We start from the raw sequence: 13,784 nt of genomic DNA, 5'->3' as shown, positions 1-13,784 counted from the left end.
GAGTCCCTTGGAAATGGCCAAGGTCCTGCAGAAAGATTATCATGTCTCCTTAGACATGACGTACCACTCGGGGAACTTGCTGGTATGGCTCACCTTCATAGCCTGGAACCTCCCGGAACAATGGCGTGGGGGGTTGAACGGAGGTATCAACAGGATAGACAGGGCGGAGGGCATTTCTTGTGCAAGGGAACACATGTGATGCCTGGCCTACCGGCCAGGCATCACATCTTGCGACGAGCATTAGTAGAGGTAATTACTAGTTGCCGAACAGCGCCGCATAATCAGCCTGTAGCTTGGCGTCAATGGCTGGCTTAACCATTTCCACAGCCTCCTGTACTGAGCGCCTACCGTTCCAGACCGGTCCAAATTCCTTTTCTAGCATGGACTGTACCGCAGCTTGATCCACCAGGAAGTAGAAACTGTGGGCATATTCCGACGCATGGAGATATAGTTCTTCATGCTGGGGAGTGTTCGGATCGACGAAGCTACTGGCAGCCGCTTCAATGTTCACTGGGATTCCGGTCACTGTTCCCAGGATCTTTTGGCCTTCTGGCCCGCAGACAAACTTCATAAATGCCCACGCCCCCTCCACGTTGCGTGCATTCCGGGGTATGGCTAAGTTTTCCGTGAAAAGGCGAGTGGTCTGGCGCACCGGACCGGAAGGATAGGCCACAAGCTGCCATTCCAGATTCATTGCTCCTAAGCTTTCCCGGACATCTCCAATATGGGAAGGCGCCAGCTCCGCCATTGCACTCTTGCCCGTCTTGAATGAAAAGGCTTCGAGCTGGTCTGTAGGCACAACAGTCCTCCTTACGGTGATAAGATCTGCCATAAACTCCAGTGCCGCGATGGCTTCCGGCTCGTGAAGCAAGGTCTCTTTCGGGAATATCCGTTCATCATAAAGCATACCACCCCATCCTTCGACCAAGGGCGGCCAGGTCCATGGACCAGCTGCAGAAAACCACAGTCCAAAGCGCTGTGGCAGGATGCTGAATCCGGATTGCTGTACTAGGGTTAGTTTAGACGCATAACTCTCCACGTCATCCCAGGTCCAATCATTGGACGGATACTCCAACCCAGCTTCATCAAAAAACGTACTGATGTAGCCGAACACAACAGCTCCCCACGCAAAGGGCAGATCATAGAGGTCCCCCCCTGCCATGGCACCTGATTGATAGGAAACGTCGAGAACAATTGGAAACATCTGTCCCAAGTCAAAACCGTCTCGTTCAATCAGTCCTCCGATGGGCTCAAGAAGTCCGTTTAAGATATGGGCCGTATCACTCCTGTGCATATGAACTAGGTCAGGAGGCGCACCAGACACAGTTCTAACCATGAACTCACTGGGCGACGACTGGGCTTTCAGTACAACAACGTATTCATCTTGTGATGCATTGAACGCCTCCGCTAATGCTTCCCAAGCAATCCGCCAGTTACCAGCGGGGTACAACAGTTCGACCCTCTGCGGTGCACCAGTAGCGGTAAGGCCTGCACCCACCACAATCAGCATGGTCAAACAGATTGCTGTAACCCACAACCGAAGTCTGTTTCCTGCCATTACCATACTAAAACATACCTCCTATCCAGGTTGGTAAACTAAAACTCAACAAGGCTGTGCCAGTTCGTGCTTCTTCCAGTACTCAGGTAAGGAAGTCCCGATGGGCACGTGCTACTGCCCCGCATAGGGCCGGCTCCTCTACAGAGCCGGCCTCAGCGGGCTGTCGCTCTCTACTGCCAATTCCCCTCGATCCGGAGCATAGTGATGGATCGATGGCCATTAACCTCCACCTCTAGACTAGGTCCCATGGCAGAAAAGCTCACCTCAACCTCGGTACTATCCTCGATGTGCCTCTGCAGCACCCGGGTCACCTCAAATCCTTTGAGGTTGGCCGCTATCTTGAATGGGTCCTTGGGCTCTGCCTTGAAGGGCATCCCCTCCCAGGAGACCAAGTAGATGACAAAGCCACCATCAGCGGTCTGGAATATATTCCCATCGATGTCCTCTGGTGTAACCAACGCATGAGCCTCTAAGTACCACTTCGCCCCATACATAGGTTCCCTGAGCGGCACATAGTGGAGCAGGAGGTTGATCCCTTCGTTGTCGAACTTCCTAAGCCCGCGATAGTTCAGGCTATAGAAAGCTTTCGCAAGCAGGCACCCTTTGATATCCTGCTCAAGGTTCTCGATCAAGGCCGGTGCCGCCAGTTCTCGCTCACTGAGACCTAAGGCGTGGTTCAGATAAAGCGGCAGATAGGTCATCGGCTTTTCCAAACAAAGATACTGCATGCCGCCTAGGGACCGGCGCGTCCCCTCAGCCATAATGGAGTCCACTGCTCCAGCAGAGTTGGAAGAGGCACCATTGGAAGCAATCACCAGCCCCCTAGAGCGCACCAATTCAGACACCGCGTGGATTATCTCCGCATATTCTTTCTCCCAGCTATTGTCGAACTGGATCCCATGCGCGTTGGGAACTGCATCTAAGAGGGCCTCCGCCTGTTGGAGCATATGGTTAAACCAACTGGATCCCGGGCGGCAGGTCATCTTGGCACCAAAACTGTAGCTTTCCAGAATAGCCCCGTCAACAGTGTACTGCAGTGAGTCAGCAAACCGTTCTTTGGCCAACGGGAGGCTCTGACATTCCCTAGCGTTAATATACAGCAATCCTTTGATGCCGTGGTGCTCAGCACTCTCGATTTGGGCACTGAGCCCTTCATAGAACTTCAGGACGTTGGGGCTGGGGTCTTCAGGTACATACCGTCCGAAAAAGAGTTCGTTCCCGTCGGTTGTGCCCATCTGCCGGTAGACAATCCCGAAGTTTTCCAGTTCCGTAAGGAAGTAGAAATCTGACGGTCCTCCTACAATCATGGGACCATCCAACGGGTTCTTCTCATGAGGGCTGACAAAGACCTCTGGGAACCTCTGCACCATCCATTTTAGTACCGGCCGCCAGTCACCTTCATGGAGCACAAGATAGTAAGTAATAGTCTGCTCTTGCCCGGCCTTGATCGTAAGATCGTAGTTGGTGATGCCCATTATACCCAGGGGCACTTCTGATCCAAAATCAAAGCGGATGAGCCCTAAAGTATCTGGCGGCTGGCACACGGTCAGCCCATAATCCCGCTCCCCATGATACACCGCAGACAACGGCAGGTAGGTATTTGCATAACCAGTCCAGCCCTGGATCCGGCTTCGATCGCCACCATACTGGGCCATCCCGTTACGCGCCGGAAATGGATTATCATCTGCGGCAAGGAAAGCCATATCGTCAGGGCTAACAGCGGGGAAATTGACACCAACGTCGCCGCGCCAGTCTTCCTCCCCGGTATTCCTGATGCTCACCTTCCACTCCACATAGTCCCCAAAAGTCTGATACCGGCTTGTCACTTTCAATTCTGGATGTTGCTGGATTTCCTGGACAACCACCAGCGCATCTTCTTGTTTTTGGTACTCCCGGGCCCGTACGTCTACCTCCTGGCCAGATAGAACCAACCGCACTGGTTGAAACAGAAGATCCACCTTCGCCTGTCTATGAATTAGGGATGCAGGGAGTCCGCTCTCCTTGTCGATGCGCATCCTGTACAAATCTGTGGCCAACTCTTCTTCTCCGAGTTCACCCAGTTCATCATCCTCAAGGCCTACCCGGACAGGGAAGAGGAACTGCTCCTCTTGATCGGACACGGTGGGCACTTCATGGATGAACCGTGGTGACCGCGGCTGATCCCAAACCCGCACTGCGTTTATCACCATGCCAGTGGACTCTCCAATTTCAATCACTGAACGGTCATTGAGAGTGCCACCGATTTCACCGTTGAACTCCTGCCATCGGACTGGGACACCATCCAGATACAGTATCTGGTGACCATTGCTCCACGTTACACAAACGTGATGCTGTTCGTTTTCTTTCCAATCCAAGATATTACTAACCATGAACGTCCTGAATTCGTTATTGGCCGCGTTCTTATCTGGTGTGTCGTTGGTGATCCAAGCGACGATCGCCCGCTCATTGCCGTTATAATACAACCCCAGGCCGTTGTTCTGGTCAACCCGGAGTCGAAACAGGTATTGGCTGCGGCCACGGAATCCCGGAAGTGTAGTAACCCATACTTCGACAGTCCCCTGCTCCAGGGATATGTTCCCCAGGGCAGGGTAGGTAACCCTGCCCGAAGAACTTACAGACCTAACACCAGGGTATAACGGCGATTCGCCGTGTACCAGCTCTACATCCATGCCTACGGTTCCCCCCACCTCTCCGGACTGCTTAGAGATCACCTCGGCGATGGTGTGCCTTATTCCTTGTGACTCTCTAACCTCAGAAAAGGTATCTAGGAGAAGAATGCTAGCGGGGGCCGCAGAGCACCCAGCCACCATCAACAACAAGATCAAAACCATAATCAAGGCGATATGCATATATGCCACAATTAAGCACCTCTTCTTGAACGATAGATCCATCACTGCCTACTCGACTTCGATTGAATTAATGTTGATAGTACCAAGGTTAGCGTTCACATTCTGAACCTCTAAGACAATATAGAACTGCTCCCAGTCGGAAACACCAGCACCGTGCTGCTCGTTGCAAGGTGCAACGCTGCCAAACAGCATCTGGAAGTTCTCATTGTCAAATTGCACAGTCATCTTTGCAGGAAATCCAGTACTAAGTTTCATTTCCCTCTGAGCGACCATGCGGCCTTTGGGTTGAGCGTTTTCCGCCTTGTGCCACACTTGGATAAGCACTTTGTCATTAGTACTGTCGATTTCGAGGTACACCGACAGGTATTCTCCCGTATACCACTGCCCTCCCACTCGGCCATCCTCGGGGTTATACCAGCACCCGTCCTTGTTTTCGTCCGGGGCGATGGGGGCTAGGTACATCGTAAAGCGGATGTCGACCCCAGGGTCTCTTTTCACAATATCCGGAGTGTCAAATTCCACCTCGATAGTGTACTGATCTTGTTCAAACAGGATGGGCTCCGTAAAATACAGGACCCCCCTTGCCCAGGATTGGTCGTTCGCCGTAATGGATAAGCGCCCATTCTCAACTACAACGGTACCATCCAAAACCTCATAGGGCATCGGGTCGATTTCGTCCACATCACCCGGCCCAATAGTAAAGCACCCAGCCGCTAAGAGTAGCACCGTACTCAGCGTTAAGCAGAGGACTCTTCTTAGGGACATTGCTACGGATACCTCCTTGACTAAGTTTTGTGTTCATGGTCCTAAGGGAGCTTTGTGGTTTGTCTCGCACGTACTCCCTAATAGCTCATCGCCCTCAGAGAATCCAAAGTGATACCGCCTCGGTTGTCATCTACATTCTGAACTTCTAAGACCAAGAACACTTCTTCCCAATCCATGATGCTCGACCGGTGATCCCGGGTAACGTCTACCCGATCGGAGTAAAGCATGTTGAAACTGTAAGCATCTATAACCAGGCGGAGATAACCAGGAAAAGCACCGGTAAAGGGGAAGTCCTGACGGAACAGCACACTGCCGCGGAATTCCTGATCCTTCGCCTTATGCAGTAACTGCAAACTAACCACATTAGCAGTTTGGTTTATCTCAAGAAAGGCCGCCAGATACTCACCGGTGTAATTGGGGCCACCAACTCGCTGCCTCTCTGTCTCCCACCAGTTCCCCGTCGGCCCAACAGGTTCGGGGACCAGATACAAGGTAAAGCGCATCTCCGGCATGTCGTTGATTGAGGTGACAGCTACTGATTGAATGTCAAGCTCCACCATAAGCTCTTGGCCCAGCTTCACCCCATCCTGGATTGCAACAAACCCCCGGTCCCAAGCACTGTCCTTGGAGACTATAACAAACTTGCCGTCCTCGAATCCCGCACTACCTTCATAGACCTCATAGGATGTGGCTTCTGACAGTTCAATAAAAGGCCCACTGCCCAAGCAAACAGACACACTGCTAAGCAAGAGCAAGCTTACCAACAATGATACACCAAGAATGAAACGAACCTTTTTCATTTACCTTCACTCCTTCGGTTAAAATGTGTCAAAATGTAAAAGTAGCTACTCTGAACACCTTTCGAGCACACCTAGCTTTTCGAAATTGCCGGCCACCTTTCCGTCACAAATGGGTCCTATCACCCTCCTTCCAAAGGCTTTTCTGCTCTCTTTGACGTTCTCCATGGAGGATACCTAAGCATGTAGTCACCCCCCAATATTCACTTGGAACCTGCATCGACTACATGTCGTTTTCATTCCACTGTACCTTTTGCTAACATCCAGAGTATTCTTGGAACCAGTCTTTCTCTGAACCACGGTTGGGAAGACGCTATCCCAAGACATATAAACAAACCGCAGGCCCCAAAAACATGACTTCCTATCTGCTTTTACTCTTCCGCTAGCGGGAGCCCCATTGTCCGCTGTTCTTCCACAGCTAGCAGCGTCGCCATGCACCCTTCAAAGATTCTTAGCGAATAATCCGGCGGAATAGTCTGCTTCTTGCCGTGGAGGATACTCTCTACGAAATCCTGAATCACGATGCGGATAGGTTCCTGGTGTTCCTTCGGCGGTAGTGGGACGGAACGATAGCCATCACCGGTATACTCTGACAAAGAGCTGCCCATGAGTGAGACGTCAAGGTTGTCCTCTTCACCGATCACAACTACCCGTTCAAAGGCTGGGGTACCCGGTTGCACGCATAGGTTCATCTCACATACCGCAGAAGCACCGTTTTCCAGCAGCATGGAACAAAGGACGTAGTTGTCTGTCTCTAGCCGGTCACTGGTGGGATAATATGAGAGGCTCATGCCGGCCACGTCAGTGGGCTGCGAACCCAGAAGATAACAGATGAGATCTACATAGTGCACCCCATTATGAATGAACTGACCACCAGTCCACTTTTTCCGATACGGACTATCCGGAGGATAGCTGAAGAACGGCTTCTGAACGATGTATTTTAGATGTCTGGGCCTACCGAGCTGCCCTGAGTCCACCACCTGTTTTACATAATTCCACTCGGGGTAATAGCGGTAGTTCGCCATGATCTGCAGCTTCCTACCGTTTTTCTCTGCAACCTCCACCATAGACCGGGCATCACTGACAGATAAGGCCATGGGCTTTTCACACAGTACGTGCTTACCTGCCTCCAAAGCCTTGATCGTCTGTTCCGCGTGAAGCCAGTCAGGAGAACAAATGTCCACAATGTGTACATCATCCCGCGCCAAGACTTCGTCGAAATCCAATGTCCATTCGACACCGTACTCTTCTGCGTATTCTTTTACCTTTGGGTTTTTGTCCATAAGCAGAACAAGGTTTAGTTCCGGTATCTTCTTAATGGCAGGCAGATGATTGGCCGTGGCAATATTATGACCACCAGCTCCTACCACAGCTATGCCTAATCTGGTCATCCTGTATTCTCTCCTCACTGGTTGTTAGATTAATATGGTCTTTCCTTTTTCAATCGCCTCATAAGCAGCACTGAGAACCCGAGCATTGTAGCAGCCATCCTGACACCCCGGCAGATCCCCTGCGGGCTTTTCACCACGGATGCTAGAGACAAAATCTGTGATCATTTCCATCTGAGCATCGCTTACTAGCCCCGGTGCCTTTAGATTGACATCAGCCCGAAGCACCCCGCTTTCACCAGTTACATTCACGCGGATGATCGCCATGCTACCAGGACTCCGACCCGTGGTCAGGTTCCCGATGCTGCCATCCTTGAACTCAATCCCCACAAACCCAAGGGAGTCCATACCTACCGCTTGATAATCAGGATAAAAATATGGAAAGGCCCCAGCCTGCAGTGCGTGGGGTTCACCCAGCAGCCAACACAGGTAGTCCACGCCATAGCACCCAAAAGTGACCAGTTCACCACCACCATAGCCCTGGAGGTATTCTGCTGAAGCCGTAAAACCACCCAACGGTCCATTGCCCATGATAAACTCCATTGACGCAGCAACCGGCCGACCGATCACACCCTCCGCGACCTGTCTCCTAAGATCTCGAAACGGAGGAAGGTACCTAGCCCAGAAAAACACCATCAGCTGAACTCCACTTTCAGCGACGGCCCGCCGGATGTTTTCAGCCTCTTCGGGACTTTTCACCATAGGCTTGTCGCAAAGAACGTGTTTCCCCGAAGCGATGGCTTCCATGATTACCGGATAGGCCGCAGCCGGCTCCACCATGACACTAATGATGTCCACCTCTGGATCTTGCACCACTTGGCGCCAGTCTTCAAGATAGCTAGCACCTAGATTCGCGGCGTACTCCCTTGCCCTAGCCTCCGTAAATCCTTCCAAGAGAACCGGGTGCGTACCCGGGTACATGCTTAGGCTCCTGATCTGTACTCCTTCTACTTTTCTTAGCATCTGTTCGAGGCTGTGCCTGCCCCGCACACCTACACCAACAACACCCACGTTAAGTGACATATCAAGACCACCTTATGTAGTTTTTTCTTACCCCTGTAACCTAGTCAAAGCTGCAGCAAGCGATGTCGACGTCCCCTGCTTCACTCCACGGAAACCAGAGCATCTTGCTGCTCGTGTCGATTTCTTTTTCGCATTCGTTTTCATAGATATTTCTACAATCACCGGAAGTATTCCTGCCTAGGGACCAGAAGGTTCTTCTAGACCGGACTTGTCTTATACCTCTAATCCAGTCAACGCTGCAGCAAGCAATGCCAATACTCAGCTTTTCGCCGGTCCCGTAGACTCTCTCACCACCAACCCCACTGGGCATATGGTCACCGTACCCGACAACTCCAGCCCGGCAATAGTTGCACTGTCCATCAACCGCCTGACAGCATAGCGCCCCATATCCACCTTATTAACAGCAACAGTGGTCAGCCGCGGGGTAAGGAACTCCGCCATCGGCACATCATCAAAACCCAGCACCGAGACATCCTCTGGCACAGATAGACCAGCATCATGAATGGCCCTGATCGCCCCAAAGGCAATAGCATCCGAAGCGGCAACCAGCCCGGTAAAGCTTCTGCGGCCCAGCACTTCACGGCAGGCCCTGTACCCTTCCCGCAGAGAAAACTCCGCCGGAAAGATGATGTCTCCGCTTCGGCAGAGCTCTGCTTCCTGTAGGGCCATTTCGAAACCTCGGGCCCGTTCGTCGACGGGGCCCACATAGACAATTTGCCTATGCCCAAAGGATGCCAGATGGTTTACAGCTTGGCGCATGCCATCCCATTTGTCTGCGATCACCGCATCCAGCCCTTTGTAGGTGAACTCCACCAGTACGATGGGAACTTCCCCGTCCACCACCTGCGACAGGACCTGATCATTATAGGGAGAACATCCCACGAAGACTAGGCCTGTAGCCACTTCCGGTGCCAGCTCGTTCAGCAGCGAAGGTTTGTTGGCAAACTCATCGATCCTGCGGTTAAACGCCACGACTTGGTTCTGCTGCTCCGCTTCGATTTGGATACCTTCCAGGATTGGGGTAAAGAATTCCGGGGAAATCTCCATCGCCTTGCTGCTCACGATCACTCCTATGCCTTTCGTCCAGCTGTTTACAAAAGACCCGTTGCCGCGCAGAGACTGGGCAGCAAGATTGGGAACATACCCCAGCTTCTTCATGGCTGCGAGAACCCGTTCGCGCTTTTCTTTGCTGACATTTGCGCTTTTAGACAGTACCCTTGATACCGTCGACGCTGAAACATTGGCCTCTCGCGCCACATCCTTAATCGTAACCAAACTATCACCCTTTTTTATGAAAGGAATTTGCGTCTCCTGTTTCCCATGACAGGTCAAAGGAGCCAAATGAATCCGGAGTGCCGCCCAACGATTCCCTTTATGCCCTAAAGGACCCTGCCCCCTGTTGCACCTAGTGGGCTTCTCCATGAAGCCGCCGAGTCATACCGCCTCCCTATGGTTTCCTTTTCGCATTCGTTTTCAATGGTACTTGTTCTACGCCAAAGAGGGTATTCCTGCCCGGGAAATCAAAATTTCTCTAAATCACTTTCGCAGCAAACATAAACTGTAACTATAATGCACTTCGTTGCCGGGCATAAGGGGCAGAGTTCCATCGGGTTCAAGTTAAATCTATTGCAACTATGGGAGTCGGACTATCCATGGACTTTCGAAGAGCAGTGACACCCACAATTGCGTAAACCTTCTCCCAAGTCTAACCAGTTAGTCTATACTCGCCAGTGAATGACACACACCCATCAAGACCGGGTGGTCGAAGCCCCGTTCGATTCCAAGACAACATGATCAACTCGCAGCCATACCCCGAACTGGGTCCAGTTGTCACGAGTAGCCTACCGATTACCCCAACGTACGTTGACTCGGTTCTCACGTTCTGAAAACAGTGTCTTGGTCGATGTACAGGTAGTTTTCCACTCCAGACACCCTGCCTTCTGAGTCTGGTGGCTGGCCAGAAGGGCATTGACGCGCTCCTTCAATCCTTTGGATTGGAATGTTGTGGAACGGACTCTGTCGTTTCTCTGTGCACTTCGGAGTTACGAAAGGCCGACAAGCAGTAATGCTTCGCGCAGTCCAAGGACAGAGCACTAGCCCGTTTGAACAAGCCAGAACACTAGCTGCCAAGAACAACCCTACATAGAGCCTTGTTTGCGACCCACGAATTACAGATTAGCGCCACTTCCCCCTGTGGAGCCACGCTCAGCATCGTCTTTCCCATAGATTCAGTCCGGCAGGGGCTTGGCCTAGTAGCCACTCACGGAAACCCCAATTCCGGTCTCCCAGAAACCGCCAAGAGCAGCACCTGTTGATTATCAACACACTGCCCCATCTTCTCTATCTAGTTGCTAAGTAGAAACCCACTGGTCTATGATGATCACTCATCCAGAAAAGGGTGGGCAGATCTGCCCACCGACAGCACTTCGGCCCAAAGCCCCAACTCCCAGTTAGCTGCCGATGAGAAATCTGCCCTGCCCGGTCTCACTGGATCTAGAGCAAAAGCTCAGGATCTAGGTTTCTTCTTACAGCTTACTGTCCCTGCAGGATAGCATCGATCGCCGGTTTTACCTTCATAATCACACTGTCTAGACTAGCCGTGCCCCAGTAAACGGGCCCGATCTCCCGCTCTAAGATTGGACCGATTTGGGCCATCGGGGCGCTACTGGTCATGGTCGTCGACTCTTCTAAGATGAGATGAATCGGCCATTCGGGGTTCATGTACTCGATGATGGTGTCAATGGAAACCGGTAGTGCCCCTTCGTACTCTTCAGCCAGAATCCGTTGTGCCACCGGTCCGGCCATAAATTCGATCAACTTCCAAGCTTCCTCTTTGTTCTGGCTAACACTCGGAATCCAAAGCACTTCCAACGCAGCACGGATATACCGACCGTTTGGACCCAATGGGCTGGCCATAATCCGGATATCATAGTCATATTTCGGTGGCTTCAGGGTTGGTGGTGCCCCTTCCCCGGCCATGGCAACATTGCCTGCGGCAATATTTAGCAGATTCTGTCCCTGGCCTGGAGCCAAACGAGGAGCAACCCCGTGCACAACGCTGAGGTCTACATAGAACTGCATCCCCCGCATCGCCCCTGGCTGATTCATTGTGAACTCAGTAGGACGGAGGTAATCATTGAACATGGAACCACCAAAGGAAACCAAAATCGGCTCCCAAGTCCAAGTGGCGATCCCATAGTTGTTCACCGCATAGACTTCCGGCACTCCGTCCCCTGTTCTGTCGACGGTTAGCTTGGTACCGTAACTAACAATATCGTCCCAAGTGAACTCCAGATCCGGAAAGGGAACCCCGGCTTCCTGGAAGAGGTCAGCGTTGTAGACCCAGGCCCGGGGAGTCACGTAGAACCCGATACCGTACAATTGAAGCCATAACATCAGGGGCGATACCGCCCATTAGGCGGATCGTAAACTGCTCATACCATAACCCGGACAAGGGCTCGAATACTACCTCTATCTCTGGGTATTCCTCCCGGAACGCATCTAGGATTTTGTTGTAGAGCTCCACCAACTTCTGATCATTTCGTGCGCTAAACACGATCTTTGCATCCACACTGCTCATGGCAAAACTAAGTGTCAGAAGAACCACCAAAACAGCCATAATGTGTCTTGATTTCATTTTACTCCCCCTTGTCTTGAGTTTGGAAGTGTTCTCTTTACTTTTTCTACGGTACTTGTAAGTACTCCCTTTGTTGCGTTTAGGGTCTTCCCTCCTCCCTTCCTTCTAAAGGTGGCAGCCACCTAGATCCACGTGTGCGAATGGCACACCTTGTTGCTGATGGACTGTTAAAAGACTGTCTCTTCTATAAAACTCCACACACAGTCGGTCTCCACTGACACACGCGGGAAGCTAGATGAATCGAAGACGAATCTCAGTGCACCCTTTCACACTACCCTGGAAATCTGCCAAGATAGAAAACCGATCAGCACCTCTTCATCACGCCTATCGTATGCTCAACTGGAACTGCCACTCGGTTGCCACTTCTACCAGCAATCAGCCGATGGGATTGTGCCGACGTCCAAGTGGTCCCTATCTTCCACCGGTGCTCAACAGAAAGTGTATGGTATAGGCCGTCTGATTTCCTTTTCGCATTCGTTTTCTTCGCTAATTGTTATTTCTATATCGGCATAGTTATTCCTGCCTAGAGTTCCGAAAATTTTCCGAAGCACCTGCAGTGAAAACCCAACCTTCTTGACTGTTGAGTAGAAATCGGCATTCGTCCGTGCCCCTGATGAGATACCATGTGGTTCGGTGCACCCAAGACCGGAAACGGCCGGACAGAGGATGGGAGTACTATGTACCCGTTGGAAGCAAGGGTACGGTTTCATTTCCCTTTTGGCTGATGCAATCAACCTGTGTCTCTCTTGACGCGTACCCAGTTTTGAATACTTAGCCGAAAAAGACAGAGACTCCACATCAACTCGCTCTGATGATGACAGGATAACAGACTGCCAAATATGCCATGGTAGCCAGATGTTCACGGCGAAAATGGCAGGAAAGCCGAGGCAACGAAATATGGCTGCGCGCTTGCCGCGGCCGCCCATAGCAGACGGCTTTGGAGTCAACTTGGACACTGGCCCTTTAGCTAAGGCGGATAAGTAGTCCTATCATTCTGGTACGCCAGATTAGACCTGCACGACGATTTCCAAAACAGACCTTTGCCAATTCGAATGCTGAAGGTAAAAGGTGGCCTTTGAAGAAGTGGGGCCTCGAAGGTCTCTGACAAGGTGATTGCTCGGCACTAGGTCAACCATGGGTGTACCGCCCAAAGGGTATGTGCAGTGATGTGAGAGGACAAGGGCCAACCCCTCCCTCTTACTCGATTTCGAAAGATGGCAGTGATCTTGTCAAGGACTTGGTGCTAGGGAGTACGTACCCAGGGATTTAAGGGGTAGCCACGATGTTAGCTGACCGGACGTCCCTTGGACCAGATGACAATGTGTTCCACTAGGCGTCCGCGGATGTTCCCGGCAGACGTCCCCGGGTAAGAGTACTGTCTTTCCCTTGATCCACCCGCCAAGTCTACTCAAGGACTTCGTCCCATTTTGGCAAGCTCATCCAACCGCTGCTAGCCGCTTATGTACTTCCTGCTCGTCCGGCCGGAGGTTTGCCGCCCACTTCCTTCGGATTGCACCTACCGATGGACACCCGTGTGTTAAGCTAGGACTACTGCTACCTTCGCCGTCTCGAACTTTCAACCTCTAGACACTACCCATTCCGGGAGAACACAAAAAAAGGAACGGCGATTCTTGCCGCTCCACCCTAAGGGCCCCGCAATGAGTTTGGAGAAACCCTTTGCACTATGATAGTATTGAGTCAGGGAGGGTTTCCAAATGAAGTCACGCCAGTATTCTGATGAGTTCAAGGAGAAGATCATTCAAGAGT

The 13,784-nt window shown here is 51.8% G+C and carries 9 protein-coding genes; all 9 read right to left on the bottom strand.

Annotation, left to right across the window (positions count from 1 at the left end; genetic code table 11):
- Nucleotides 1-256 precede the first annotated feature (256 nt).
- Nucleotides 257-1,510, bottom strand: a complete 1,254-nt coding sequence (locus GXX57_05460; protein HHV44097.1) for an extracellular solute-binding protein — start codon at nt 1,508-1,510, stop codon at nt 257-259.
- A gap of 218 nt (nt 1,511-1,728) precedes the next feature.
- Nucleotides 1,729-4,416, bottom strand: coding sequence for a LamG domain-containing protein (locus GXX57_05455; GenBank protein ID HHV44096.1), 2,688 nt, complete (start codon nt 4,414-4,416; stop codon nt 1,729-1,731).
- 39 nt (nt 4,417-4,455) lie between these two features.
- The gene (locus tag GXX57_05450; protein HHV44095.1) at nt 4,456-5,172 is read right to left on the bottom strand and encodes a hypothetical protein; all 717 of its coding nucleotides are present in this window, start codon (nt 5,170-5,172) and stop codon (nt 4,456-4,458) included.
- 77 nt (nt 5,173-5,249) lie between these two features.
- Nucleotides 5,250-5,972, bottom strand: coding sequence for a hypothetical protein (locus tag GXX57_05445; GenBank protein ID HHV44094.1), 723 nt, complete (start codon nt 5,970-5,972; stop codon nt 5,250-5,252).
- A 368-nt stretch (nt 5,973-6,340) separates the two neighbouring features.
- Nucleotides 6,341-7,360 (bottom strand): Gfo/Idh/MocA family oxidoreductase, encoded by a 1,020-nt coding sequence (locus GXX57_05440; protein HHV44093.1) that lies wholly within the window; start codon nt 7,358-7,360, stop codon nt 6,341-6,343.
- Between the two features lie 24 nt (nt 7,361-7,384).
- Nucleotides 7,385-8,380, bottom strand: a complete 996-nt coding sequence (locus GXX57_05435; GenBank protein HHV44092.1) for a Gfo/Idh/MocA family oxidoreductase — start codon at nt 8,378-8,380, stop codon at nt 7,385-7,387.
- 258 nt (nt 8,381-8,638) lie between these two features.
- Nucleotides 8,639-9,655: a LacI family transcriptional regulator gene (locus GXX57_05430; protein HHV44091.1), complete on the bottom strand. Its 1,017-nt coding sequence runs from the start codon at nt 9,653-9,655 to the stop codon at nt 8,639-8,641.
- 1,257 nt (nt 9,656-10,912) lie between these two features.
- Nucleotides 10,913-11,776, bottom strand: a complete 864-nt coding sequence (locus GXX57_05425) for an extracellular solute-binding protein (protein ID HHV44090.1) — start codon at nt 11,774-11,776, stop codon at nt 10,913-10,915.
- Nucleotides 11,709-12,017: an extracellular solute-binding protein gene (locus tag GXX57_05420; GenBank protein ID HHV44089.1), complete on the bottom strand. Its 309-nt coding sequence runs from the start codon at nt 12,015-12,017 to the stop codon at nt 11,709-11,711. The genes GXX57_05425 and GXX57_05420 overlap by 68 nt, the downstream gene beginning before the upstream one ends.
- Between the last annotated feature and the right edge of the window lie 1,767 nt (nt 12,018-13,784).

The sequence above is a fragment of the Bacillota bacterium genome (genome assembly GCA_012839765.1).
Lineage (GTDB): Bacteria > Bacillota > Limnochordia > DUMW01 > DUMW01 > DUMW01.
The sequence above is the reverse complement of the archived record's forward strand: the minus strand, read 5'-3'. Positions and strand labels throughout refer to the sequence as shown.

Excerpts from the sequence above, each read along its gene's own strand:
- GXX57_05445 (HHV44094.1), bottom strand. The coding sequence starts at position 5,972 with ATGAAAAAGGTTCGTTTCATTCTTGGTGTATCATTGTTGGTAAGCTTG.
- GXX57_05420 (HHV44089.1), bottom strand. The coding sequence starts at position 12,017 with ATGAAATCAAGACACATTATGGCTGTTTTGGTGGTTCTTCTGACACTT.
- GXX57_05435 (HHV44092.1), bottom strand. The coding sequence starts at position 8,380 with ATGTCACTTAACGTGGGTGTTGTTGGTGTAGGTGTGCGGGGCAGGCAC.
- GXX57_05450 (HHV44095.1), bottom strand. The coding sequence starts at position 5,172 with ATGTCCCTAAGAAGAGTCCTCTGCTTAACGCTGAGTACGGTGCTACTC.
- GXX57_05440 (HHV44093.1), bottom strand. The coding sequence starts at position 7,360 with ATGACCAGATTAGGCATAGCTGTGGTAGGAGCTGGTGGTCATAATATT.
- GXX57_05425 (HHV44090.1), bottom strand. The coding sequence starts at position 11,776 with ATGTTATGGCTTCAATTGTACGGTATCGGGTTCTACGTGACTCCCCGG.
- GXX57_05460 (HHV44097.1), bottom strand. The coding sequence starts at position 1,510 with ATGCTGATTGTGGTGGGTGCAGGCCTTACCGCTACTGGTGCACCGCAG.